Source organism: Myxococcales bacterium, assembly GCA_016706225.1.
Taxonomy (GTDB): Bacteria; Myxococcota_A; Polyangia; order Polyangiales; family Polyangiaceae; genus JADJKB01.
Window position 1 is genome coordinate 72,011 of sequence record JADJKB010000006.1, and the last position, 25,139, is coordinate 97,149.

General features: G+C 67.5%; 22 protein-coding genes. 8 read left to right on the top strand and 14 right to left on the bottom strand.

Annotated elements, in window-relative coordinates; all coding sequences use genetic code 11:
* The first annotated feature begins 55 nt into the window (after positions 1-55).
* Positions 56-313, top strand: a complete 258-nt coding sequence (locus tag IPI67_13640; protein MBK7581242.1) for a DUF4215 domain-containing protein — start codon at positions 56-58, stop codon at positions 311-313.
* A gap of 3,474 nt (positions 314-3,787) precedes the next feature.
* The gene (locus IPI67_13645) at positions 3,788-3,931 is read left to right on the top strand and encodes a hypothetical protein (protein MBK7581243.1); all 144 of its coding nucleotides are present in this window, start codon (positions 3,788-3,790) and stop codon (positions 3,929-3,931) included.
* A gap of 188 nt (positions 3,932-4,119) precedes the next feature.
* Here the strand turns inward: IPI67_13645 and IPI67_13650 are convergent, their stop codons facing one another.
* The 4 genes from IPI67_13650 to IPI67_13665 form a co-directional block, all read right to left on the bottom strand.
* Positions 4,120-4,428 carry a hypothetical protein gene (locus tag IPI67_13650; GenBank protein ID MBK7581244.1) on the bottom strand — a complete coding sequence of 103 codons (309 nt, stop codon included), beginning with the start codon at positions 4,426-4,428 and terminating at the stop codon, positions 4,120-4,122.
* Between the two features lie 653 nt (positions 4,429-5,081).
* Positions 5,082-5,240: a hypothetical protein gene (locus IPI67_13655; GenBank protein MBK7581245.1), complete on the bottom strand. Its 159-nt coding sequence runs from the start codon at positions 5,238-5,240 to the stop codon at positions 5,082-5,084.
* Between the two features lie 297 nt (positions 5,241-5,537).
* Positions 5,538-5,954: a DUF5615 family PIN-like protein gene (locus tag IPI67_13660; protein MBK7581246.1), complete on the bottom strand. Its 417-nt coding sequence runs from the start codon at positions 5,952-5,954 to the stop codon at positions 5,538-5,540.
* Positions 5,951-6,181, bottom strand: a complete 231-nt coding sequence (locus tag IPI67_13665; protein MBK7581247.1) for a DUF433 domain-containing protein — start codon at positions 6,179-6,181, stop codon at positions 5,951-5,953. Before IPI67_13665 ends, IPI67_13660 begins: the two co-directional genes overlap by 4 nt.
* Before the next feature lie 171 nt (positions 6,182-6,352).
* On the opposite strand from IPI67_13665, the gene IPI67_13670 reads away from it, so the two are divergent.
* Positions 6,353-6,919, top strand: a complete 567-nt coding sequence (locus IPI67_13670; protein ID MBK7581248.1) for a zf-TFIIB domain-containing protein — start codon at positions 6,353-6,355, stop codon at positions 6,917-6,919.
* Between the two features lie 10 nt (positions 6,920-6,929).
* On the opposite strand, the gene IPI67_13675 is transcribed toward IPI67_13670, so the two are convergent.
* Both IPI67_13675 and IPI67_13680 read right to left on the bottom strand, forming a co-directional pair.
* Complete coding sequence (locus IPI67_13675) at positions 6,930-7,175, bottom strand: cyclic nucleotide-binding domain-containing protein (GenBank protein ID MBK7581249.1); 246 nt, start codon at positions 7,173-7,175, stop codon at positions 6,930-6,932.
* Entirely contained in the window at positions 7,154-8,095 is a 942-nt protein-coding gene (locus tag IPI67_13680) for a serine/threonine protein kinase (protein ID MBK7581250.1), read from the bottom strand. The genes IPI67_13675 and IPI67_13680 overlap by 22 nt, the downstream gene beginning before the upstream one ends.
* A 127-nt stretch (positions 8,096-8,222) precedes the next feature.
* Here IPI67_13680 and IPI67_13685 point away from each other — a divergent pair, with 127 nt between their 5' ends.
* The 3 genes from IPI67_13685 (at position 8,223) to IPI67_13695 (ending at position 11,215) form a co-directional block, all read left to right on the top strand.
* On the top strand, positions 8,223-9,656 hold the full coding sequence (locus IPI67_13685; protein ID MBK7581251.1) for a hypothetical protein: 1,434 nt from the start codon (positions 8,223-8,225) through the stop codon (positions 9,654-9,656).
* A gap of 77 nt (positions 9,657-9,733) precedes the next feature.
* The gene (locus IPI67_13690; GenBank protein ID MBK7581252.1) at positions 9,734-10,354 is read left to right on the top strand and encodes a hypothetical protein; all 621 of its coding nucleotides are present in this window, start codon (positions 9,734-9,736) and stop codon (positions 10,352-10,354) included.
* 72 nt (positions 10,355-10,426) lie between these two features.
* The gene (locus IPI67_13695) at positions 10,427-11,215 is read left to right on the top strand and encodes a class I SAM-dependent methyltransferase (protein MBK7581253.1); all 789 of its coding nucleotides are present in this window, start codon (positions 10,427-10,429) and stop codon (positions 11,213-11,215) included.
* A gap of 34 nt (positions 11,216-11,249) precedes the next feature.
* On the opposite strand, the gene IPI67_13700 is transcribed toward IPI67_13695, so the two are convergent.
* From IPI67_13700 to IPI67_13710, 3 genes are all read right to left on the bottom strand, one after another.
* Positions 11,250-12,113, bottom strand: coding sequence for a hypothetical protein (locus IPI67_13700; GenBank protein ID MBK7581254.1), 864 nt, complete (start codon positions 12,111-12,113; stop codon positions 11,250-11,252).
* A 317-nt stretch (positions 12,114-12,430) separates the two neighbouring features.
* Positions 12,431-13,075: a hypothetical protein gene (locus IPI67_13705; protein ID MBK7581255.1), complete on the bottom strand. Its 645-nt coding sequence runs from the start codon at positions 13,073-13,075 to the stop codon at positions 12,431-12,433.
* A 108-nt stretch (positions 13,076-13,183) separates the two neighbouring features.
* The gene (locus IPI67_13710) at positions 13,184-14,047 is read right to left on the bottom strand and encodes a hypothetical protein (protein ID MBK7581256.1); all 864 of its coding nucleotides are present in this window, start codon (positions 14,045-14,047) and stop codon (positions 13,184-13,186) included.
* A gap of 147 nt (positions 14,048-14,194) precedes the next feature.
* On the opposite strand from IPI67_13710, the gene IPI67_13715 reads away from it, so the two are divergent.
* On the top strand, positions 14,195-14,761 hold the full coding sequence (locus tag IPI67_13715; protein MBK7581257.1) for a hypothetical protein: 567 nt from the start codon (positions 14,195-14,197) through the stop codon (positions 14,759-14,761).
* A gap of 132 nt (positions 14,762-14,893) precedes the next feature.
* Here the strand turns inward: IPI67_13715 and IPI67_13720 are convergent, their stop codons facing one another.
* From IPI67_13720 to IPI67_13735, 4 genes are all read right to left on the bottom strand, one after another.
* Positions 14,894-15,907 (bottom strand): hypothetical protein, encoded by a 1,014-nt coding sequence (locus IPI67_13720; GenBank protein MBK7581258.1) that lies wholly within the window; start codon positions 15,905-15,907, stop codon positions 14,894-14,896.
* 200 nt (positions 15,908-16,107) lie between these two features.
* The gene (locus IPI67_13725) at positions 16,108-17,664 is read right to left on the bottom strand and encodes a S1 family peptidase (GenBank protein ID MBK7581259.1); all 1,557 of its coding nucleotides are present in this window, start codon (positions 17,662-17,664) and stop codon (positions 16,108-16,110) included.
* Between the two features lie 196 nt (positions 17,665-17,860).
* Positions 17,861-20,602: a hsp70 family protein gene (locus IPI67_13730; protein ID MBK7581260.1), complete on the bottom strand. Its 2,742-nt coding sequence runs from the start codon at positions 20,600-20,602 to the stop codon at positions 17,861-17,863.
* 12 nt (positions 20,603-20,614) lie between these two features.
* Positions 20,615-21,607 (bottom strand): aldo/keto reductase, encoded by a 993-nt coding sequence (locus IPI67_13735; GenBank protein ID MBK7581261.1) that lies wholly within the window; start codon positions 21,605-21,607, stop codon positions 20,615-20,617.
* Positions 21,608-21,728: 121 nt separating this feature from the next.
* Here IPI67_13735 and IPI67_13740 point away from each other — a divergent pair, with 121 nt between their 5' ends.
* A complete protein-coding gene (locus IPI67_13740) occupies positions 21,729-23,435 on the top strand; it encodes a serine/threonine protein kinase (GenBank protein ID MBK7581262.1) in 1,707 nt (568 codons plus the stop codon).
* Here IPI67_13740 and IPI67_13745 read toward each other — a convergent pair.
* Complete coding sequence (locus IPI67_13745) at positions 23,432-24,820, bottom strand: hypothetical protein (GenBank protein ID MBK7581263.1); 1,389 nt, start codon at positions 24,818-24,820, stop codon at positions 23,432-23,434. The two genes, IPI67_13740 and IPI67_13745, sit on opposite strands and share 4 nt — an antisense overlap.
* Positions 24,821-25,139: the final 319 nt, after the last annotated feature.

Below are 25,139 nucleotides of genomic sequence, written 5' to 3' on the forward strand. Positions count from 1 at the left end.
TCTCCGTGATCCGTTGGTCCGTTGCATACGTTTCCCTTTCGCTGGCATCACCGCCATGGCTCTTCTCATGTCCGGTTGCTCGTCGGAGCTGTCGCAAATGGAGTGCCCCGACTCGAACGGATGTCCACACTGCGGCGACGGCTACCGGTCGAGCAATGAGGGATGCGACGACGGGAACGTGAACCCCAACGATGGGTGCACGGCCGATTGCCGTGTGGAAGCAACCGAGACTGAGCCGAACGACGTGATCGCGCAGGCCAACGAGCTGGTGCAACCGTTCTACGCGGAGATATCACCGGATCTGGGGACTTAGTGACATCGTCGAGCTAGCGGTCGGCACGCAGCCAACGGTGGTCGAAGCACTGGCTCGATTCGTCGGCATGCGCGAGCGAGGCGCTCGACATCCAGATCGGAATGCTCGACGCCACGGGGACGGCTCTGCTCGCGAGTGACGACGACGGCGGTGAGGGCCTCTGTGCTCGGCTCGAAGTTGTGGGGGGCGGGGGGTGCCGCGAGCCGGTACCTCAGAATGTGTCCGCTTCGTCCAAAGCGGGCTTGAGGTGACGTTCGTACAGGTTGGAGGTGAGCACGCCGTAGACCGAATCACGCAGCACGCTGCTGTCAAGCTCGTGGCTGCACGTTGACATAGTCTTCGCACGGCGCGAGACCCGAACTTCGGCGGTTTCGCTGCGAGGAGGTTGCCATGATGCGGGGCGTCTTGGAACATAGGCTTCGGCGAGCGCTGAGCATCGCCCTCCCGCTGCGCTCGCACCGTCGCCGCCTCCTGCATACAGAACGCCACGTCGCGGCGCTCCGGTCCCCTGAGCACGCGGTTCCGTCTCTCGCAGTCGGTCCAGAACGGTGGCTTCGACGTTCGCGAATCTTCTCGGGTGTCGTCCGCATCACCGGAGCGGTCGGCTGCGGCGGATGGTATTCTCTCCCGACGTGGTTCTGTAGCACTGCGAGACCTGAATGTGGCCACGCGCCCGCGAACCAGTTCGTCCTGGGGCAAGGTTCGGTTCGATAATGCGGCGACTGCCGCCGGGGCACCTCGCCTTCGTCAAGTTCGATCGACGCAAGCAACGTGTTCAGCACCCAAACTGGGTCGCCGGGCTGAACTACGTCGTACTGGGACGTGGTGGCCATCCGGTGCCCGGCAGGACCGATTCGCGACCACGCACCCGGTTAAGTCACCCGCCGAAGCTGCTCCTCGGCATGTACGCGCGGCCCCGAGCCCTCGATGGCCTCCGCGGCTTTCGCTGGAGGTTACGGCGAAAACCAACGGGCTCAGCGCTTCCGCGTTGGACAGGAGGCTCGGTCTAATCGGCGGTCCAACTACATCGGCAGACCCAACTACCCAGGCTCAGTACCAGGCAGCCTGGCGGAAGGTGATCTGGTCCACATCGTGAATCCAGCCACCGGTTCGTAAACTCGCCGAGACCTGGGGGCCGGATTTCGCCGGCCGTTTCACGCCGTCTCAACGGACACCCTTGCGGATGACCCTGTGCAACCGCCGTCGGCGTGCATCAGCGAGGGGCGGAGGCCGCCCACCGGGATCTTCTCTGACGCCGACAAAGGCTTACTCTGCCCAGTTCCGATTCACGATTCTGACGGTGTCCTGACCAGCGATCCGTGCGTCGCTGTTTTCGTCCCAGCCCCATGATGGCGCCGGCGCTGGCCGCGACAGGTTTAGCCTCAACCCGATCAACACCAAGACGCGATGGGATCGGGGACCAGGCGACCCCCGTGCGGCAACCTGACGCGGACTGGAGGTCTTCCGACGTCTGCGACGAGTCCCTCGCCGGCGGAGAAGATCCTTTTGCGGACGGAGACAAGGACGGGTTTGTCTTGGACTCGACGTCCTCGGTGTGGGACCTCGCAAGACCCGCGACTGCGAACGGACGCAGACCAACTGCAACACGCGACACACCCCGCGACTCCCCCTGTCCCGACGCGACGAGCCTGCGACCCGCGAGCCGGAGGGCCCAGGTTTCCCCGCAGACGAGCCCACAGCCGCTTGTACGAAGAGCGCCCGATTCTGGCCACAGGAAGTGGAGAGGATAGCGGACCCCCCGCCGCCACGAACTGGGACCCCAGCGATTTCCCAGCCACCCCACCCTCAACTGTGTGAGCTCCCATTGGACTCATGCCATCGGCAGCGAAGACGTTCCCGAGCAAGACCGAGCCACGACCACCCACGCATCACACCACCGTCCCTGGGGCGCGCCCGGCCAGGTCTACCCGCCAAGACCGCCAGAAACGACAAGTCGACCTACGCGCCCTCGGTCACCCCCCTTTTGGCACCACCGATGGTGGTCTGGAGCAGGACCGGTCGGCATCACCCCAGCACCGACGGAGTCACACGACGCTCCAGCCTGCTGACGCGCTGGATGGCGTTGGATGGGCGTCACGCGGGCCATGGTGGCGTCGCATTGGCCGCGCGGAAGGCAGACTTCGCAGCGCGGTACTACACGCAAGACCTGAACCCGCGATTCGGGATGTCGTTTTCGCTCGGCTTGTGCAAATGCCAAGCCTGGCGCACCTGACTTCCCTCTCTGCCCCAAGTGCCCCTTCCCCGAACCCGCGGGCTGGATTGCGCGAGTCCGACCGAAGTGTTGCTCGTCCTCGGCGCTCTGGCCGGGCCCGGCGAAAACGTCGCCGTTGAGGTTGAAACGAGCTGAGCGCAGCGACGAGGCGACGCTGCGAGTCTCGGCGTCACCCGGTCGATCGGTCGCGTGGAACCGTCTGACGCGCTTCGTGCGCAAGGTATCGGACTCGGGGCGTGCTGCTGACAGCGAGACCCGCTGCCCGTCGGAGATGTGCTCGAGACCCACGGGCTGGCTTCACGACTCGCGACGTGTGTCCTCCGACCCGGCCCGAGTGTACTGTGCGGAGTCGTAGCGTTCGCGCCATGAGCGGACGGCGACGAGCTGTATGTCGTCGGCCGAGAGAGTGGAATTGAGCGACTCACCACAGTCGATCCATCGGAGCGCGGTCCTCGACACCCGCTTACTGGAGTCGACGCCAGCGGCAGGAGAAGCCTTGCATACCGGATGGCTGATGATTCGCCGTATCTGCTCGACGTGATAGCGGGGCAGAAGGAGGCCGAGTTCAGGCTAGTTCGATCAAGCGTACCGGCGCAGCGAGGAAGTGTCCCGGCCCGCCAAAAGCAGATGCGGGCGCCACCTGGTTTCGGTCGGTGACCGCCGAAGGCCTGCTGCTCCTCGCGTTCAGCGGGCCTCACCTTGCCTCTACGTCCTATTCGATCCTTCGACAGCGAACGGAGGGGCCGGCCAAGTCGTGCATGGACGGTTGACCCCGAATCCGACGCCTGCTCTTCCCCTGCGGAAGGGCGTCAGAGCGCTGCGATTGCGGTCGCAAAGCGAAGCCCGACCGGCGACATCGTCTTCCGGAACATCCCTCGAGCAGACTTTCAACCGGGCGCCAAACCGATAGGCGCACTGGCTGGGCCTTCAGTAAGCACCGCGTCAGTAGTCGCAGCGGCATTGATCCCATTGGGTGCAGGCGATGTCCGCACGGTTGTGCCGGGGTGCGGCGGACGAACGGAGGAGGGGCCTGGGGCCTGAGTGGCGGGGCGGGAGGAGGGGAGGTTTGGGGGCGGGGACGCTTCATCGACAGGCGGGCCGCGCCGGTGGCGCGGTACGGGCGGGACGATGCCTCCTGACGAGGCTTGCGCTTGGCCAGGTTGGTTTCGGCACCCTGCCTTCCCGTGGATGCACCGGCACGTGCGTACCCGACGATCTCGCCAAGCGACTCCGAAGATAGAGTGGCTTCCGAAGACGAGCTGGTGCACCGGCTGCCAATGGTTGGCTACGCCGTGGGCGAAGGCGGCGAGCGCACGGTGGTGCCCGGCGTGCGAGCCGTCGGCCCCGGCGTGAAGCTCTTCGTTGGGGATTCAACCGCAAGGTGACGCGGGTGTGGCAGGGTGGTATCGCGGAGATGAGCGCAGTAGCAGGATGGCGCCCCAACTATGACATCGATTGTGGGCGGGTGCCTGGACTCGCGTTCAACAGCGCGGAGGGGCTGATCGGCGTTTCGTTCGACACGACGGTCGGCGCCGACCAGCACTACGTGGTGCGCCCACTGACGGATGCGGGCTCACTGATGACGGCGCAGGACACGACCCTCCTGTTTCGCGGCGTTCACCAACACTGCACATTGTTCGGAGGCGGCCTTCTCCTCGGTGAAGCAGCGCGGTTCTGTTTGACGGATACCGCAATCGGCGACATGGCCAGCCAGGGCCTGAAGTGGGTCACTCAGCTCGCCGGCGCGCCGCAGGGCGGTCAGTTCAGCCCTGGACCAGTCGTCGGGAACACGGCGTTCGTGGACCGGTTTCTCGTGGAGAGGACCGAGTGGTGGGTCGAGGCGGGAGGCCAGTTGACCCTGTTCATGGGTGACGCGTCGCATGACATCCGGCAGCTTCAGACCGACGGGAGCACAATCGTTTGGGTCGAGGGCACCTCGCCGGTCGTGTCGGCCGGCGAGACCACCTACACCAAGTACGACCTGTACAAGGCCGCGTTCGTCGCAGATCCCAAGCAGCTTGCGCCCACTCTCCTGAGGGCGGGCATACCGTCCACGCTGCGCAGCCTGACCATTGCGAACGGGTTCGTGAGTGGGACCTACTTGACGCAACTGACACCGACCCAGAAGAGCGCGGCCATGGTCGTTCGGCTCAATGACGGGACCGCGTGGCGTTCGCAGCCCCCGACGGCCGCAACTGGGGCGACGGGACATTCCCCAGTCCGGACGAGCTCTGGGGCGCTGCGATTCCGGGGTGCTCGCCGGCAAGGCGGAGTCGTTCGTCCGCGGCCATACTCTGCAATGGAACCCCTCTCCCATGACCTGTCCCGCCGCCCCCACTGCTCCCGGCCTGCGCACGCTGGGTGGACAATCCGATGTCCATCCCCGTCCACCTGTGTCCATCCCTGTCCACCGGGGTTCTCGCCGACTTCGCATGAAACCCGCCGAAATCACCCTCGATTCACGCATTCCCCTCGAGCACTCTTAATCCGTTGGCTGAAGGTTCAAGTCCTTCATGTCCCACCAACCTCTGCCGCTCACGTCTCGTCGCGTTTGCCGCCGAGAGTGAGCTGCCGCGGCTCATCGGCCTCGGCCGCCTCCGAGCTGTCCGCCTGAAGCACCTGAGTGACCACGCGCTCGGTGACCTCCTCCAGGTAGAGCCGCAGCGTGTCGCTGAGCTGGACGTACTGGGCCACAGCGTCTCGTCGACGAACCGCCGCGGCACCTTCAGCATGACGGTGGTGCGCCGCCGCCCGCGACGGCGATAGGCACGAGCTCGTAGCGACGGCAGAGCGCGAGGAACACGCGACGGGACCAGGCGTCCGCCAGCGTGAACTTGTACTGATGGGTGGGTCGAGGGCGCGGACCTCGGCGAGCCGATCGAGGATGCGACGGCGAGCCTCGGCGGCGGCGAAGCGCCCGCCGTCGGACGGTGCCGGCGAAGAGCGCCTCGATCTTCGCGAGCTCTCGAGGAGGTGGGATTCGTCCATGGGTCAATGCACCGATGGCGGTCCGCAATGACCGCCTCCACGGGGATGAGTGAACCACAGCGGCAGTGTCCGTGCGCGGGCCGTCTCTTCGTCTGGCCCCACGGTCACCGCCGCGCCCGCATTCAACGCGGCTTCGGAGGAGGCGATGATTCGCGCTAGAAGAACGGCCAATGCTTCCGCGCGCAGTCCCTCGACGCGCACCCGGATCACCGATGGCCCAAGGGCCGCCCGCCGAGCCAGAATGGCGTGGAAGTCAGCATCCAGCGTGACGACGACACGGGCCTCAGCTGCAGCCCAGTCCAAGATGGAGTCGTCGGCCGCCGCTGCAAGCCGACGTCGCCGACGTGCAGGACGTCGTGCCCCTGCTGGGCGAGTAGCGCATGCGCCACGCGGGAGGCCCTGGTCGAGCAGCAGCTTCACGAGGCGGCCGAAAGGTCCCCGGGCTGGCCAGGGATCAGCGTGGCCGCGTATGCCAGCGCTTGTCGGATGTCTTCGTCGTCCAGCTCAGGGTATTGCTGCTTGAGTTCGGTCGGATTCGGATACACGGCCAGAGCTTCCAGCACGCGCTTCACCGTCAGCCGCATGCCACGGATGCACGGCTGACCGCCCATCTTGGCGGGATCCACGGTGATGCGGTCGAAGGCCATGGCGTGATCGTAGCACCTCGGGAGGACCACGTTCGTGTCCATCCCTGTCCACCCGTTTCCCTCTCCGTCCCGCTGGTCCTCGCGCGAAATCGGGCCGAAGCGGCTGAAAGTGAAGCGATTCGCGCCTTCGCCACCCCCTCGCCAAACGGCGCCGCGCTACTCTGACTCGTCGTGAGCGAGTACCGCACTGCCCCGCGCTGTCCGCGTTGCTCGCGCCCGCTCGAGGCGCTGGCGATCCAGGCGGGGTCGGCGCTCGGCTGTGATGGCTGCGCCGGTGTGCTGCTCGACGACGAGGCGTTCGGCTTCGTGCGCACCAGCTTCTACGAACAACTCGGGAAGGCCATCGACCCCGCCGCGCTCGATCTGCTGCCCTGGGACGACAGCGCAACGCTCCAGTGTCCGCGCTGCAAGAGCACCATGAAACGAACCGCGCTGGTCGGCATTCCCGTCGACTTCTGCGCCGAGCACGGGACCTGGTTCGACGCCCGAGAGCTCACCGCCGTCGCTTACACCATCGCCCATCAGCACGCGCGCGATGCCGCTCCTTTGCCCGGCTACGGCTTCGAACACTGGGCCCGATCGCCGGAGGTTCGAGAGTCGCTGAGAACGCTCAGCGCGCGCACCCGGGAGAGCGTCGATCAGGCAGCGCTCATCGAGAGCGAGCGCCGCATGGACCGAATTCCAGGCATGTGGCTGCTCGGGCTCCTCGGCGGTCTGGTGAAACGCCGCGGTCTTTGACCGAGAATCTTCAACCGCGGCGCATGCCGCTGGCGCGCACCTGTTGCTCGAGATCTGCAAAACGCTGGGCCAAACCCCGCACCAGCGCGCCCGTCCAGCCATCGATGCCCAGACCCTCGCTCAAGGTCTGCTTGTCGAGCACCAGCAGCGTGACCTCGCCCTCCGCCACCACCGACGCCGCGCGCGGTTCGTAGAGCAAGAGCGCCATCTCGCCGAACGCGTCGCCGGGCTCCATCACCGACAGCGTCTCCTCCATCGCGCGGCTGGATCTTTGCTGATGGCCCGGGTCACGATCTGGCGAATGCGTTTCGGGATCTGCAAACCCGCCGTGGCCGCGTCGATGTCGACGGTCTCACCGGCCAGCGCACGCGCGATGATCTCCTTCGGATCGCGCAGCGCTCCGTAGGGCAACCTGCCGCTGACGAGCTGATACAGGATCGCGCCGAGCCCGAACACGTCGGTGCGCTCGTCCATCTCGTGGGGTTTGCCGCGGGCTTGTTCGGGCGCCATGAAGGGCGGCGTGCCGACCGGGCCCTCGGCCTCCATCTGCGCGCGCGCCCCGGACGCCGGAATGCTGCGCGTGAGCCGCGCCAGGCCCCAGTCCATCACGTAGACCTGACCGAAGCTGCCCACCATCACGTTCTCGGGTTTCAAGTCCCGGTGCACCACACCCGAGTCGTGGGCGTAAGCGATGGCCTCGCACACCTTCAGGAAGATCTCGAGCCCGGCCTCGAGCCGCTGGCTGGAGCCGGGAGGACGCTGGCGATCGCGCAGCCAATCGCGCAGCGACACTCCATGCACGAGCTTCATCGTGAAGAACGGCACACCCTCCGGGCTCACACCCAGCTCGTGCACCGGCACGATGTTCGGGTGCTCGAGCTGGCCCGTCATCTGCGCCTCGGCGATGAAACCGTCGCGATAAAATGGGTGCTGCGCCAGCTCCTTGCTCAGGCGCTTGAGCGCCACCCTGCGCAACAGGTAGCGATCGATCGCCGGATGAATGCGCCCGGCAACCCCCCTCCCGAGCTCCGGCATGATGCGAAGATCAGGCGGCGTCGGGATGCCCTCGCTCTGGATGAGCGCGGCGTCGACGCCGTGGTCGCCGCCTACCGGGATTTTTTCGATGACCTGTACTGGCTCGGAGCGAGCCGCCGCCGCTAGCTGTTCGTTCCCCATTTGTGCTCAGGCTAACAGGCCCGGAAATGCCTGGCATGCGAAGATCATGCGCTCCTTTCTGCGTGCAATGAGCCCGAGCCGAGTGGCGTGCCTCGCCGCTGGCGCGTCGGGTGGTACCATTCGAGGCATGGGCCGCTCGTCCACCGCGGCGATGCTGTTGACGCTTCTGGTCGGTGGCTGTCTTGCCATCGACGAGGTCAACCCGTCGGCGGTCGACGGGGGTAGCGCCGACGCGGGCCCGGAGGGTGGCGTCTGGCCGTGTACGGTCGGGCGTGCCGACTGCGACGGCAAGACCTCGAACGGTTGTGAGGTCGATACGCTGACGGATCCCACGAGCTGCGGCGTATGTGGTCAGAACTGCGCGAGCGCACCGAATGCGGAGCCGTCGTGTGCTGGCGGGCAGTGCACCATCACCTGCGACGAGCTGGCCGGCGATTGTGACGGCAACCCGGCGAACGGCTGCGAAATGGCCACAGCAGACGACGCGCTGAACTGTGGAACTTGCAAACACAGCTGCGGGACCACGAATACTTCGAGCTCGGTGTGCCAGTCCGGAAAGTGTGTGATCGCCTGCACGGCCGCGTGGGGCAACTGCGACGGCGATGACTCGAACGGGTGTGAAACGTCGCTTGGGGATCAGAAGAATTGCGGCTCGTGCGGCCGCGATTGCAAGGACACCCAGTGCGACACGGGGCAGTGCGCGCCCACTCAAATGACAAACGATGCCAAGGGGACGACCGCGCTCGGAGTGAAGAGCGGCGTTCTCTACCTGGCCCGCGAATACAGCAAGTTCAACCCCATCACGAGCACGACCTCGACCGTTCAAGATATCGTCTCGATTGGCTCCCCCGGGGCGAACCCGAGCGTGCTCGACAAGAAGACCGGCGGGGTCAAGGCACTCGTGCCCGCCCCCTCCGGAAGTCTGTACTTGTTCGCAGCGGGTTGCCTGCTGGAGCTTCCGTCCGGCGCGAGCGCAGCACAGAGCATTGCCTGCGCCGGCTCGAAGAACACACCCGGTGCCGTGGCGGTCGACGCGACGAGCGTCTACTGGACTGTGTCCGGCGCGGTCTACGCTCGACCGTTCAGCGGTGGAACCACCACGACCCTCATCAGCACCGGCGCTAGCCCGAACAGCCTCGCGGCGGAGAGCGGCACGGCCTTCTACTTCGATGGGAGCCACATCGCGCGGGTCGGTCCGGGCAGCACCACCCCCAAGTTCCTCGCGGACGAGACCAGCGTGGCGCAGCTGTCAGTCGGGGGTGGCTGGGTGAGCTGGGCGGTTCCTTCCGGGGTCGTGCGCCGTGTGTCGATCACCGGCGGAGCAGTCGAAGACTTCGCCACCAATCAAGGTACGCTGAGTCTCCTCTTGGGAGACGCGACGGAGCTGTTCTGGTGGGGCGCTGCCTCGGCGAAGGTGATGAAGAAGCCTCTCTCGGGCGGGACGGAACAGCTGTTCGTGCAGAACGGGTCCACTGCGACCGACATTCTCTGGGGTCTGGACGGAACGCATTTGTACTGGATGCGAATCGGCGACAAATCGGTGTACCGGCTGAGTCGATAGTCGCGCTCGGGGCCGACGCATGACGATTGCGCCTGTGCCTTCGACGAGCCCGAAGAAACCTGCTTCACTCCGTCACCATGTTGGCGCCGGCGTCGCCATCCCCCGCGTTCTGGTTCGCGCTCTCGGCGCTGTGTCTGGCGTGCTCCGAGAGTGAGGGGGCCAGTGTCGGCACGGCGCGCCCCGACGCAAGCGCGCTTCCTCCAAAGCCGGTCGAGGTGCAGCCCGGATTTTTCACCGTGCAAGGTGAACCCTTGCGCCTGCTGGCCGACGGAGACGACCTGCCGGTTCGATTGGCGAGTCAAGGCGGGTACGCGGCCTTTGCTGGCGCACGCGTCGCGGGCATGCCGCCGGGCGCCGTGCACATGACGGCGGAGCTGATCGATCCCACCACGGAGCAGATCTTGGTCAGCGACACGCGCGTCGTGAAGCTCGAACCCACGCCGGACGCTTCGGAGAAGGTGGAGCCCCCTTCGGAGGACAACTCCAACTTCCTGCACCTGGTTGCCTGCCCCAACTACGGCGAACGCATGGTGCATGGGCTCGAGTGGCGACTCGTCGTGCGCGTGGACGACGACGAGTACGTTGGCGCGGCCAGTGTGAACGTCGTGCCGCGCTGCACCTACGGCTCCCGCTTCTGGCAGTGCCTGTGTGAGTGCCAGCCGGGCTACGTCTTCGGCAAGTGTGGGGCGCCTCACTGATGGCGCGCCTGGAATTGCCCTGGATTTCGCCCTGGCTCAGCGCGCGGAGCGAGAAGGAGTAAAGCTCGAACCATGCGTTTGCCACGCCTGCAGCTGTTCGAGTTCAACGACCTCGACTGGGTTGGGTCCGACGTGCGCGATACCGTCGTGGAGTCGCTGAGCCGGGGCCTGAGCTGGGGCCGGACACTCACCGGGATGGTCGAGCCGTTCGCGGAGTTCCTGGACGCCGCGGGCACGGAGCGTGTGATCGATCTCTGCGCCGGCGCGGGAGGCCCGGCTGAGATCGTCGTGAACGAGTTTCGACGCGTCGGGCGCGAGCCGCCGGAGTTGCTCTTGACGGACTTGTATCCCCGCGAGCGAGCCTGGGCGCGGGTCACCGCGCGTGAGCCCAAGATCCAGGCGCACTACACGGCGCTGGACGCAACCGCGATCCCGGCGGAGACCAGCCACGGCCGAGCGCGGGCCATCATCAATGCGTTTCACCATTTCCCGCCCGAGCTCGCCCGCGAGATCCTGGCCGACGCGGTGCGCTCGCGCGCGTCCATCTGGGTGTCGGAGGCGTTCGACCGAAACCCGCTTCAGTTCCTCGCCTTTGCTCCCTTTGGTCTGGCGGCGCTCCTGGCCAACCCGGTGCTCACGCCCGAGCGCACGCTGGGCAAGACCGTGCTCGCTTGGGGGGTCACGCCGCTCACCTTGGGCATCAGCGCGTGGGACGGCTTCGTGAGCACACTCCGGGTCTACGAAGAGGGTGAGCTGCGAGAGATGGTCGAGCCCTTCGGCGCCGACTACCGCTGGGAGTTCGGCACGTATCGGTACGCCCTGGGTGGCAAGGGTTACTTCTTCTGGGGCGCGCCGACGTGAAGAGGCCGAGCGCGCGCCGCTGCGAGCGCGGTGCTCACTTGCGGGAAGATGCCCGCGCTTTGAGCTCTTTTGCGTGCTCCGGCGCGGCAAACTGCAGCCAGCCGTCCTTGGCCAACTCCGCGTAGAACGCGACATAAGCCTCACGACACTGCTGTACGGTCGCGAAGCTCTTCTTCTCCGAGCGGGAAGGCGCGGGGCTCTTCAGGCTCTCGTGCATCAAGTCGAACGCCTGGGGCCACTTGCGCAGGCAGAGCGAGCGCGTCCCGTCCTTGTCGATGAAATAGCGCCAGGTGTTGGAAGGATCTGCGTCGCACTCGGGCCACTCCTCGAGGGGCGCGCCTCCGCGTGTGCGTTTGGCCGCCGGCTTGGCTCTCTCGACCAGCGCTTTGACGGCGACGATGCGAGCCGGGTAACCCGCGGCCTTCATCGCGGCCAGAGTGATGTTCACGCGCGACCGATCGACCATGACCACGGCGTGCTGGTCGGTACCGGTGTCCAAGCTCAGAAAAACTACACCCGCCGGCTCCGCGCGGGCGGCGATGGCCTGAAGAAAACGCTCCGCCGTCACGTTCTCGAGGCTCGTGAAGTCCAGCGAATCCGCCCAGCGGAAGTCGAGCTTGTTGGGCGCCTTCAGCTTGCGCACGCGCAGCAGGACCTCCTTCGCCGAGGCATTGCCCTCGACCAGCGCGACCCGTCCATCGGCGTCGAGCCCATCGAGCAGCGCGAAGAACGGCAAGCGAGGTGTCGGCGTCGTCACGCCGCGCTTTGCGAGCTCGGGGCGGTGTCGTGTGACGTAGCCCGTTGGATTCTCCACGGCGAGGCGCACGCGCGCGGAGACCTTCATCGCCCCAGGAGCCAACGTCTCGGCGGCCTTGATGATCAGCGCGCTCTTGCTCAACGCCGCCGGCTTGGCCTGAGCGGATTTCGGGCTCGCTGTTGCCGGCTTCGAGGCTGCCGCGGAGGGCTGTGCTTTTGTCTTCAGTGGATTGGGCTTTTTTGCAGAGGTCGATTGGGATTTCGCGGGCGCGGGCCTGGCTCCGGCAGCTGGTTTCGCTTTTGCCGTCGGACGCTTCATGGCCTTCGCCCGCCACATGGCAGAACGCGGTCCGTGGCGCAAGCAATCACTGACCCGGCGCCGCCGCCCGGAGCCCTTGCAAGATCGCCGCTGGTGCGGCCGCGCGGCCCGTCGAGGGCAAAGCTGGCCGCGTCGCGTGGTCAGCGCGAACGCTGTTTCCGGCGGGATGCGGACGCACTTTCAGCGGCGGGCGCCCTGGCCAGGGTGGGTCCGGGTTCGGCCTTGGCTCGCGCCAGTCCGGGTGAAACCACGCTGCTCGGCCCCTGCGTCAACAGCAACACGAGCTCCGTCAAGTCTTCGGGCGAAAGATCCGGCGTCAAGAGCGCGATGTGTTCGTCGAGCTCACGAGTCTCGAAGTAAGCGTTGGAACATTCCGGATGAATGAAGCCAATGGGCTCGGTGCGCCCCTCCTCGAAGATCCCCAACGACATGCGCCACCCGCCATCTGAGATCAGCTCCTTGCACGACCGGCAGCGGGCGCGTCCCGACGGCGCGCGCTCGGCGTGGAGCAATCGCGTGGAACGCGGGTGAGCGACACCAATCGCGGCAACTCGTTCCAGCCGCTGGCGATCGTGTACGTCGAGCTCCGTGCCGGAGAGCGCTGCGAGGAATTTCTCGCTCCGGTTGCACGCGGCGCAGCCGAGGTGAAAAAAGAAGGTTGCTTCGCCCTCGCCGAAGGGATTCGGCAGCGTTTCTCCGAAACGCAGGTCCCCCTTTTCGATCTTGCGGCCGCAGCCCCGACAGCCTGCGCGCCCCGTCGTCGCCCTTTCGAGAACGTCCGCCACGCCGCAAATTGGACGGCGGCTCAGTCTGGGCGGGCAACAAAAAGACCACCGGCCCGCTCCCGTCCTGTGTGACGCGGGCGGGCCGGAGGCCGGCGCACGTGCGCCGGGTCAGTTACAGAAGTACTGGTTGTTCAGACAGACGCAGGTCGTGTTGCCGTACTGGCACTGTGTCGTCGCCGGCAAGTTGCAGTTGTTGCCGGGGTTCGGCTCCTGATTGGGGCAGCCGTTCGCGCTCGGTGTGTTGCAGTTCCAGTTGCCCTGGGAGCAGGAACACGCGGTCGTGCCCCACGCGCACTGAAGGCCCGACTGTTGAGTCGTGCACGAGGCGTTGTCCTGCGGCGCAGTGGCCGGGCACGCCGAGCAATTCCAGGTGTTGCCAAAACACCCGCAGTGCTGATCGCCGTAGTTGCAGCGCGCGCCGCCGCTGTTGCACTGTGCGTCTTCCGCCGGCTTCGTCGCCGGACATTGATTGCAGTTCCACTGCTTGTTGTTGTTGAACGACGTGAAGCACGTGCACTGGTTGTTGTTGTACGGGCAATTCAACCCGGTGCTGAAGGTGGTGCAGTTCGAGTTGTCCTGAGGGGCCTGGGTCGGACAAGTCGCGTTGCCGCCACCCGCGCCGCCGGTACCTGCGCCGCCCGTGCCCGCGCCGCCCGTGCCCGCGCCGCCCGTGCCCGCGCCGCCCGTGCCTGCGCCTGCCGCGCCGCCCGTGCCTGCGCCACCACCCGTCGCTGCGCCGGCCGCGCCGCCACTCGTGGTGCCGGCAGAGCCACCGCTCGAAGTGCCACCGCTCGAAGTGCCACCGCTCGAAGTGCCACCGCTCGAAGTGCCACCGCTCGAGGCACCGCCGCTCGAGGCGCCGCCCGTGCTCTTTCCGCCGCTGCCGCTGTCGTCACTGCTACCGCCGCAGGCGCCGACGAGTCCGACCGCGCTCAACACACACACTGCAGCAAGGAAGTTCTTCTTTGTCATGGTAAGTCCCTCAACCAGGCGAGATTACCACAGGGTCAGGGGACCCGCGGCGCTCGTGTCGCCGGGCGCATGGCGGGGCTTGGTCTGATTACGCCGCGCTGGCCTGGCGGGTCCGCGCGGCGCGCCTTCGGTGGTAGGTTTCCAGACATGAGACTCCGCTCAGCGCTCGTCCCTTCGGGTTGGCTGTTTTCGTGCGTGCTTCTTCCGCTCGCGTGCAGCGCGGATGGCGAGGGCGGCGGTTCGGCAGGGTCAGCTGTGGGCGGGGCAAGCGGGAGCTCGAGTGGTGGAGCCTCCGGCGACGGGGGTGGCGTCGGCGGTGCCGTTTCGGGCGGGGGAAGCGCTGGAAACACGTCGGGTGGGGGCAGCGCGGGTAGTGGGGGGACCGCCGGAGTCGCCGGTGACGCCGGCGCAGATGCACCGGCCGATGCGAGCGTGTGCACTCTCACCAAGCCGTATTCTTCCAAGAACGCCGCCTGCAACGCCTGTGCGGAGAAGGAATGCTGCGCGGCGATCAACGTTTGTTACGCGAGCTCGGACTGTGACGACGGTTACGTGAACTGCATCCTCGCCTGCGCGCTGTTGCCGGGGGACGCCGGCGATGCGGGGGTCGCAGACTGCCTCAGTGATTGCGACAAGCAGTATCCGAAGGGCAAGGCAGAGTACGACGCGGCGATCGGCTGTGCCGATACGATGTGCGCTGGGCCGTGCGGCTGAGCGCGGGACCGTGCAGCTGAGATCGCGTTCGTGCGACTGAGAGCGCGTCCGCTCAGTACGAGAAGCTACAGGTGTAGCTGCAGCCCGCGACCTGGATGTTGCCGAACTCGCCGCCGGCCGCACGCACTCGGTTCAGATCAGATCGAGGCCGAGACGCAGCGTCAACGTCGGCAAGAGTCCATAGGTCTCGAGACCGTCGTCCACGACTGCCGCTGCTTCGTTGATCTTCGGATCGTCGGCCGCGCCGCCGCTGCCGGTCACTCGGGTATCGGCCTTGAACACCTTCGTCGCGCCCACCGCGAGCGCGAGCACGACGCGCTCGGCGATCTTGGCCTGATAACCGAGCTCCACGAAACCGAGGCCCAGCGTGCTGTCGACGGTCTCGCTGCCGCCGAGACCGGGAACGCCGCTCAGCTCTGCGGAGTTCAACTCTCCGCGGAGTGTCACGCGCGCGTAGCCCGCGTCGAGGTACACCCCGACGCTGCGGAACGGGCGGTATCCCACGCCGGCACGCCACACCTTGCCGCTGTCGAATCCGTTCTCGAGCACCGTGCCCACTACGGGATCGGAGCTGATCTGCGCGGCGGTTCCCATGATGCGCCCCAAGTACATGCTCGGCACCCAGCCGTAGCCGCCGAAGAAACGCAGGCCCACGGGTGTCTCGAAGGTTGCTTGCAGGCCGGCGTCGATCGGTGCGCGCGTCACGCCTTCGATGGAGAGCATCCAGAGATCGCGCTCGCGGGCGGAAGGCTCGGGGGTGACCTGGTCGGGGCCGCGGCTCTGGCGTTCATTCAACGAGCGCGTGCTCGGATGGTTGCGAAAGAGGGAGACCTCCCATTCCGGAGCGGTGTTCGTCGGTCGGCTTCGCGCGGCCGTCGGAGGTCGTGCTGGGGGCGGCGCGGCATGGTTGGCTGGCTGGGGCGGCGCAGTCTTGGGAGCCGCGCCGGGCAAGAGCGGCAGGGCGGCCACGACCTTCGGGGAGAGGCGATCCAGGCTCGATTCGCGAGCGGGCGGCGGGTCCGCAGTTTCCGTGACGAGGGGAAAGCTCGCGCGGGCCATCGGCAGCGGTTCTCCGGCGGCAGCCGGGTGAGTCATGCCCAGGAGGGCGAAGGACGCGGCGAGCGAGAGGAGTGGACCCTTTGACATCAATGGCAACGCCCTGATCGATGCGGGCGCCTCACTGGTGATTCACGGTCTCCGGCCCCAAGAGTTGAGTACTCCGACGCACGCGGACGAAATGAGGTGCGTGCATCGACTACACGCGCAGCCACAGGCGAAGCCTCGCGCGCACGGGTTGCGCGCCCGCGTCGACCTCGCTGTGAGCCGGCGTCGTCCCGCGCGCCCGCTCACGCCGTGCGTCGACGTCGAGCCACTGCGAGGGCGAGCGCCGCCAGCGCCAGCGAGAACCCATTCGACGACGAGCCGCGCCGCGGCACGCTGCACCCGCCGGAGCTGTCGGACGTACCCTTGGAGTTGCCCCCCGTGCCCGTGGCGGCGCCGGTGCCCGCGCCACCCGAGCCCGTGGTACCGCCCGGCGCACCGCCGCCAGCACCGGTTGCGCCCGCTCCCGCTGCGCCTCCGCCACCCGCGGCCCCGCCGGCTCCACCCGTCCCGGCGCTGCAGTGACTCGCGCACGGCGCGGCGCAGCTGCTGTTGCAGGCGCAATAGGCGACCGAGTCGTAGGCATCGGCACCGGCAGCGTTCGTCGCCTTGCAGGCCGCGATGCACGCAGCATCGGCGCAAGCGTCCGCGCAAGCCAACACGGCCTTGCAGCTCGCGTCTGCGATACAGTCCGAGACGACGTTCACACACTCGGTGTTGCGACACTGCTCACACGCCGTGCCGCCGCCGAGGGGTACACACGCGGGCACGGGCTTGGTGAACATCGGGAAGGAGACGTCCTGACAGACCATGCCCGTCGGGCACGACGAGGCGCTGCAGAAGTCGGTGCAGTAACCACCCGCCGCACACAAGAACGAGCTGCACTCGGCGCCGGTCTTGCACGGTGCCTCGCCGGTGGCTTTGGGTGTGATGGGTGTGCCCGAGCCGGTCTCCAGGAGCGGCGATGCACCCGCCGCGGCGAAAGCCTGGTCGATCAACGCCTTCTGGTAATCAACGCGGGCGTACTTCGGATTCTCGTTGGGATCGGTGCACTTCGCGCCCCGCGACGCGATGCCAATGACCGCTCCCCCCGCCGAGATGAGTGGACCCCCGGAGTCCCCCGAACAAATCGCCTGTCCCGCAGCGAGCTCAGCGTCCCCAAGGTTCTGATTCCAGTCCTTGCCCACGCTGACGACGGGTACGTTGGCGCGACGCCTTCGGGTCCCGACACCCTGACCCTGGGGGCTGTCATTGATCGAGCCGTAGCCGACCGCGGTGGCAAGCTCCCCGATGACGGGCGGAGAGGTCAGCCGGATCTTCATCGGCGTGGCGCTGGTGATCGGCGTGTTCAGCACGATCAAGGCGATGTCGCTGTTGCACAGGTTCTTGGTGGGCAGGGTGAAGAGCTGCGTGCCGACCGCCACCGGGGTGCCCCAGAACGCCGGCTTCGTGCCGGTGTAGACCTTGATGCTCGACGCCGCGTAGTTGTTGCCAATGTGATCGCCGTTGGTCGAGTTTCCGTTGATGTCGCAGCCAATCCCCTGCGGGGTCAGGTTTGGCGCAACGCAGTGCCGCGCGGTGAGGACCAGCTTGGGCGCGATCAGGGACCCCGTGCAGTAGCCGCCGCCGGCAATGCCGAGCATGACCACGTTGTTGTGCGCCGCCGCCCCCGTGTCATCGACGCCGCCGACGATGGATTCTGACGTGCTCGAAGGGCGCTCGCGCGTCGGGTCACCGCCGGAGCAAGCTGAAACGAAGAGCACCAGTGTGGCGAGACCAAACAGGGGGGCGGGTCGGATCATGATTTGGTTACCGCTTTCGAATGAGTCCCCCTGGACCACGGACAGTGTCGCACCGACCCCAACGGCTCACCAGCAGCGCGTGGCTTTTCGCCGTCGCCGCTGGGTTCCAGATCCAGCCGTGCAGGACCGGGCAGGCAGCGCTGCCAATCTGGGACCGCGCTGGCGGCGTGCACACACCGTCGCACCTCGGCCCCAATTACTCCGCCAAACGCAGGCCGCGCGGAATTTCCTCGCCGAAAAACTCGGCTCGTTCCCGGTCCTCGATCGGGACGACCTCACGCACCGCACGGATCCACTCGGCGTCCGCGTTGACTCCCGCCAGGGCTCGCGCAGTTCGCTCTGCCAGTTCCGGGCGCACGTCGCGGGTCCGATCTCCCGTCGCGCGTGCGAGCAACATGCCGGCGCGCGGCGCAGTCGCTACCTCCGACCATTTCTCTCTCAGCAGATGATCGAGCCAGCCTTCGGCGACGCGGGTCGGGATCACGTGGTGCAAGCTCGCGTAGGCCGGCGCGCGGGCACCAAGGCGGCCGATGGCAGCCCAGAGGCGCGGGTTCTGCTCGGTCCAGGTGCGCTCGAGCAACCACTCGCCGAGCGCGCTGCGTCGCTCTCTGGGCACACGCTCGAGCGCAGAGGCAAGCTCCAGCATTTCGTCGAGGGCCTGGGGGCGCATGCCCTTGGGTTTCTTGCCGGCCTGACCCGCCGGGGCCAGGAACGGATCCACCCGATCACGGATGTGGCTCTGCAGGTTCTCCGCGAGCCCACCGGCCATGCGCCGCCAGGCGATCCAGAACTGCTGCCAGCCGCGCGCTTCGTCCTGAAACACGAGCCCCTGCTCGAACAGCGGCGAGAGTGTGCGGATGCGACCTGGATCGAGCGGGTGCCCATAGCCGGGTCGCAGGCAATAACCGGCGAACATCCAGAACACGCGCTCGTGATCGACCGAACGTTTGCGCGCCTTGTGGAGCGGTGCGATCTCGTCGAACAGCGCGCGACACAGCTCGGCGCTCCAGGTCTGCCGCTCTCCGAGCACCCGCGTGAGCTCGCGCCACAGATCCTTGACCTCGCGATCCTTCACGTCGGCGCGCGCTGGCCCGAACACGCGCTCGATGGCAACCTTGGCCTCGTCGAAGCGGTTGCTCTCGGGGCGCACGCTCGGTCTGGGACGCTCCGACAGTCGTGGCTCGGCGTTGCTCTCGGTCGGAGCGCGCAGCTCGAACGCGAGGGCGAAGCGCCGAGGGGATTTGGGATCGGCTGGAGCGCTCTCGATGCACGACAGCTCGAGAGTTCCAACCTGCGACAGCTCCCCTTCGAGCGCAACCAACACTTCCTCGCCGCCCGCCCGCGCCTCGAAGGTCGAGGCGACGGGCGGCAGGCGAGTGAAACGTTCATCGTCGAGCTCGACGAGCTCGCCTGGCGTGTGCACCGCGTGGTCCGCCGAGTAGAGCTCGAATTGCACCGGACGTCCGACCCTGAGCGCGAGCGGCCGCCCCGCTGCGATGTGACGTTCCCCTTCGCGCGCGCCGCGTGGCACCACACACACCGCTCGCTTCGCTTTGGCGTCGTCCACTCCGATGTAGAAACCCTGCGCGGCTCCACCTCCGATGACGAGCCCATGTCCGCCGAGGGCGAGGCCATAGGCTACGGCACCGCGCGCCACGGCGAGATCGGGGTCACGCTCCGGCAGACGTTCACACGCTGCATCACTCCACGAGCGGACCACCTCGAGCACTCGCTCGGCGACGAGGGCTGCGCGGAACACCCCGCCGTTGAACAACAGCGCGCGGATGGGAACTTCGGCCGGGGTGTGGCGCGCAACGAAGGCCGCGAGATGGCGCGTGATCGCCGCGTCGTGTTCGTACGGCAGGCCAAACGCCAGGAGGCCCGAGCGTCCGCGCTTCGGCAGTTCGTCGCGGCCGACGCGCGGCAAGAATCCATCGAGCACCAGCCGTTCGGTGTCCGCGCGAGAAAGCTCCGTGCGCAGGGTGCTGCCGACCAGCGCCGAACCGCTGCCGACCAGGGCAATCGGAGCCGAGTCCGGCGCGCCGTCGGACAGAAGCCGTTCCTTGGCGTCGCGGCAGGCGGCAACCAGCTGAGCGAAACGCCGTGCTTCGAGGCGCTCGGGAGGTGTCACCCAGCGCGCCTCGCAAACATGCGCCAGCGCCAGATCCATGTTGTCGCCGCCGAGCAACAGGTGACGGCCGACGGCGACTCGATCGAGACCCAGGCCACCATCCGCCGCTCGGCTCAGGCGAATCAACGTGAGATCGGTAGTGCCGCCACCGATGTCGCACACGAGCACCAACGCCTCGGTTGCCTCACCAAGCACCTGGTCGAAGTGTGCAGGGCCGAGGTGAGCGAGTGTGTCGTAGAAGGCCGCCTGTGGCTCTTCGAGCAAGCGAACCGCGAGACCTGCGTCGCGCGCAGCTTGCAAGGTCAGGAGCCGCGCTGCCTGGTCGAAGGACGCCGGCACGGTGAGCACGACCTCTTGCTCCGCCAGAGGCGCGCTCGGGTGTTCGACGTCCCAAGCTCGGCGGACGTGTGCGAGCAAGCGCGCGCTGGCCTCTACCGGGGAGATGCGCGGCGCCGGGTCTTGCTCCGCCGCGCCCCATGGCAAGATCGCTGCCGTGCGATCGACTGCCGCGTGGCTGAGCCAGCTCTTCGCCGACGCAATCACGCGACCGGGGACCTCCTGGGCGCGGCGGCGTGCCACCTCTCCCAGAGCAAACGGCGCGTCCCCGAAGGGATCGTCGGGGACCTCGCCCGGCAAGGGAGCGTAGAGGAACGAAGGCAAGAGTGGCTGCGCTCCGACCTCACCGGTCGACACGAGCTGCGGCACTTCGAAGACCGTGACCTCCGCGTTGGCCTCGCGCCTGGCCGAGGCCACCACGGTGTGTGTGGTGCCGAGGTCGATTCCGACGACGAGCTTCGAGTCGGGCACCGATGACCCCTCTCAGCGGCTACCGTAATTGTGCGCCGAGGTCTCTTCGTTGCGATCGGTGGCAGGTGGCGGCGTCGGTGACAGCGCCGTGATGCGCGCGTGGGTCTCCGGGTCGAGTCGAAGCTCGGCCGCGGCCAAACACGGCTCGAGCTGCTCGAGACTCCGCGCGCCGATCAACGGCGCGGTGACGCCCGGCGCCGCCGCGACCCACGCGATGGCCAGGGTCGCCGGATGAATGCCGAGCTCGCTGGCCAGGGCAGAGAATGACTCCGCGATTTCGAAGTTCGACGCGGCGCCGTAGCGCGTCTTGTACATTGCGTTGTCGACCACGCGCCCGGCTTGCGGCGCCCGTCCGACCCCGTATTTGCCGCTGAGCAGGCCGCCGGCGAGGGGGCTGTAGGTCAACACACCCAGGTTCTCCGCGCGGGCCTGCGGCAAGATCTCGACCTCTGCCTGGCGCTTGAGCAGGTTGTACATCGGCTGCGACGCAACGATCGGTGAGAGCCCGTGCTGACCCGCGAGGCCGAGCGCCTTGGCCGTCTGCCAAGCCGAGAAGTTGCTGACCGCGGGGTACAGGATCTTTCCCTGCTGCACCAACGTCTCGAGGGTTCGCAGCGTGTCGTCGAGGGGTGTCTGGTCGTCGAAGCGGTGCAAGAAGAACACGTCGACGCGGTCCGTTCCGAGGCGGCGCAGGCTCGCCTCCACCGCGCGCACGAGATGAAACCGCGACGAGCCCCGGGCGTTCTGATCGCTGCCGGTGGGAAAATACGCTTTGGTCGAGATCACCACTTCGTCTCGACAGCCCGCGATCAGCTTGCCGAGGATCTCCTCGGAGCGGCCCTTGGCGTACACGTCGGCGCAGTCGAAGAAGTTGATGCCGGCATCCCGCGCGCGGGAAAAGAGTGCGCCGCTCGTGGCCTCGTCCGCGTCGGACCCAAAAGACATGGTGCCGAACACGAGGCGCGAGATGCGAACACCCGTGGCTCCCAGAAAGCAGTAGTCCATGGCCCAGACGATCTGGGCGGCGAGGGCCGGGGAGTCAACGAGAAACGTGGCGTGCGGTCCCGGAGCGACCGAGAGCCCCAACCCACGTATGATGCCGGCCTCGGGTTCGAGCCCGAGTGTCATGCCGACCGAGAGCGACCCGACCGTCCGAGACCGAACCGCAGAGGCCGACGAGGCCCCCACGGTCGCGGCGTCTCCCGCGGGCTCTGCCAGCATCACGACGCCCGAGCTGCTCAGGCCAACGACCGGCCGTTCGCTCCAGACCGCAGAAGCGACCGTGATCCTGTCGCGCGAGGAGGCCACACGCACGCTGGCGCTGATGCGGCTCGCCGCGCTCTTGTCCGTCGCGGCGCTGGGTGCGCTCTACGCACCGAGCGAGGCGCTGCCGTTTCGCGGCCTGGTCGCGGCCGCCCTTGCGGCGACGTTCTTTCTGTCCCTGGGTCTGCTGTTCTGGTTCCGCGATCTTGAAAGGTACGATCCCAGACTCGGCTTCTTCCACGCGCTCTCCTGCGTGGTGTCGATCCTCGCGGCGACCATCTACGTGGGCGTGTTCTCACCGACGGTGATGGGGGCCTGCGTCGGCATCTACTACTTCGGGTTGAGTGATTCGAAGCTCGGCGCGTGGGTGATCTACGTGCTGCTTGCCGGGGGATACGCGGTGCTCGCTAGCCTCGGTATGGCGGGGGTGATCCCGCTCGACCGGGCCGTCGTTGCCATCGAACACCCGGATCTACGCGGCCTCGCCGCGCTGACGGTCAGTGCGGAGCTGCTTCTGGCGCTCACCTTCAGCATGGCGCGCCGCAGCCGGCAGGCGACGCGCGAGGCCTTCGAACGCCTGGAGCAGGCGGCGCTGCAGATCCGCCAGCGCGAGGCGCTGCTCAACGAAGCGCGCGCCGACCTCGACGTGGCGCGCGCAGCGAACATCGGCCGCTTCACGGATCGTGAGGTCGGAGGGTATCGCGTGGGTGAGATCATCGGTCGGGGTGCGATGGGAGAGGTCTACCGGGCCGAGCAGGTCTCGTCGAAGCGCGGCGTCGCGCTCAAGTTCCTGAATCCGGCGGTGGTGGGCGACGCAGAGCTGCTGGAGCGGTTCTTTCGGGAGGCGAAGGTCGCTGGCACGCTGAAGTCGCCGTACGTGGTGGACGTGCTCGGCATGGGTCGGGCCGAGGATGGTTCGCCGTTCATCGCGATGGAGCTGCTGCACGGCATCGACCTGGCGGAGCGGCTGCGTGAAGCAAAACGACTCGACATGCCCGAGGTCGCGCAGATCGTCGCGCAGGTCGCCGAGGCGCTGGCGGTGGCCGACCGTGCAGGGATCGTGCATCGCGACATCAAACCGCAGAACCTGTTTCTGTCGGAGGACGGGCCTGCGCGAGTGTGGAAGGTGCTCGATTTCGGCGTCTCGAAGGTGCGCGAGGGCACGAGTCAGCTTACGCAGGGTGCGATCATCGGCACACCGAGCTACATGTCGCCGGAGCAGGCCCGGGGACTCGACGTCGATCACCGAAGCGACGTCTTTTCTCTGGGCGTGATCGCCTATCGATGTTTGACCGGGCGCCCGGCGTTCACCGCGCCGGACAGTGTGCTGACAGTGTACAACGTGGTGCATCTGCAGCCGACGCGACCGCTGGACCTTGCACCGTGGCTGGGCGCCGACGTCGAGCGAGTGCTCGCCCTGGTGCTGGCCAAAGATCGCGAACGCCGCTTCTCCAGCGCAACGATGTTCGCCGCGGCGCTCGCCGACGCTGCCCGCGAGCGGCTGGACGGTCGCCTGCGCGTCGACGCCGACTCGTTGATCGTGGAAAAGCCTTGGGGCAGCGAGGTCTAGCCGAGGTTCGCGCGCGGGGTCGACGGCGTACGCGGGCGCTGCGGGGTCAGCTCGCGAAGGCGGGGCCGATCGCGTGCGAGGCGGGAGCAGCTCGAGTCCCGCGGCCAGCGTTTGCCGCGGGGGGGGGGGCCTGTTGGCGTTAGCAGCTGCGCGGAGCGCAGTGGTTCGATGGCGGGTTCGTCCGTTTGCGGAGCCACGCGCGTCAGCGGGCGGGCTTCTCCCTGCAACCCGGCGCCCAGCCGGCGCCCCGAGCGGGCTCGGGCTTGTGGGCTTTCCTGGCTTCGGCGCGCTTTGCGTTCGATGTGCTCTTCGCCAAAGACCTGCTGCGCAGCGTGGGCGTTGTGCGCGCTGCAAAGCAGCCGGAGACTCGATGGCCGGCGCGGGGCCGCGCGGCGCAATGGCGGGGGTCGTGCTCGAGCGGAGGACAGCGCCTCGCGGCAGCGTCGCCCAGCGCGTCGGTGAACAGTGGTTCGATGGCATTCGACCGCCGGCGGCGCCGCGCGCCGCGGGGGGGGCGGGGCTCCCCCCGCGAAACCCCGGGCGCACGGGGGGGGGAGAACCCGCCCCCGAGCGCGAGTTCGCGTCTCGATCCAGGACCGGCGCTTCACGTCGACCGGCACGTGTCGCGAGCCGGGTTTCTGGGCTCGACGCTGGCGGGGTTGGTTCGCTCCGGTGCGCCGGCGTCTCTCCACCTCGAGTAGCTGGTCGATGGCGCGCTCGAACAGCGCGGCGAGATCGCCGCTCGGCAGGGCGTGACTGAGCAGGTTCCTTGCTTGCTGGAGCTTCTCGTACAGCTCGGCGCTGACGGTGAGCTCGACGCGGTAGCTGGTGGGGGAGAGCGGCTCGATCCGGGCGCGAGACGGTGTCGGCGCGGAGTTACCTGGCCCGGGCCAGGTGATCGATGCGGGCGCGGCGAACAGGGACGTCGCGGGCTCGGCGAACAGGGGCGTCGCGGGCGCGGGCTCGATGCGCTCCGGCACGTCCGGCCGCGGAAACCAGCGCGCGAGGAGCTGTTCGAGCTCCCGCCGGGGTTTCCCGCGAGCCTGTGAAAGCAAGGCCTCGGCGTTGTCGTCCGTCAGATGCCGCGAGAGCAAGAACAGCCCGGTTAGATGCAGGGCGCCGCTTGCCAGCTCGTCGAGCAGGCGGGGAAAGCGCTGGGCGAGACGGGCCACCCGCACGCGTTTCGTGGCGCCGTCTTCGGAGTAACCGAGGCGCTCGATGCAGTACGCGAAGAGCGACGAGCAAGCTTCATCCAGATAGAGCTGGCGCCGATCGACCTCGGCCAGGTGGGCGATCACGTCGGCCGACGCGGCGCGTTCGGAGCGAACTGCGCAAGCGAGAAGCGCGAGCAGCTCGGCGTCGGACACGGAATGGTATGCGTTCATGCTTCTCCGCATACCACGCGAATTTTGGAGCTCGCAGGCGCCGCGCAGAGCTTCTTTCCGAGAGCAAAATGCGTTTTGTGTGGTCGTGAGCGCAGACGCGCCTCGAACGACTCGTCTCGCGTCGAGAACGCGGCATCGCGCGGCGGGTGCTCGATCGCGAACGCGGCGCTCACAAAAATCAGTCAAGCGGGAAGTTGGTTTTCTTTCGCTCTGCACGGCGAGCGGAGCATCGCGCGCCCGCGTCGGGCTCCGCGAGCAGAGCGTCGCACGCCCGCGTCGGGCTCCGCGAGCAGAGCATCGCGTTCGGGCGCGATGCTCT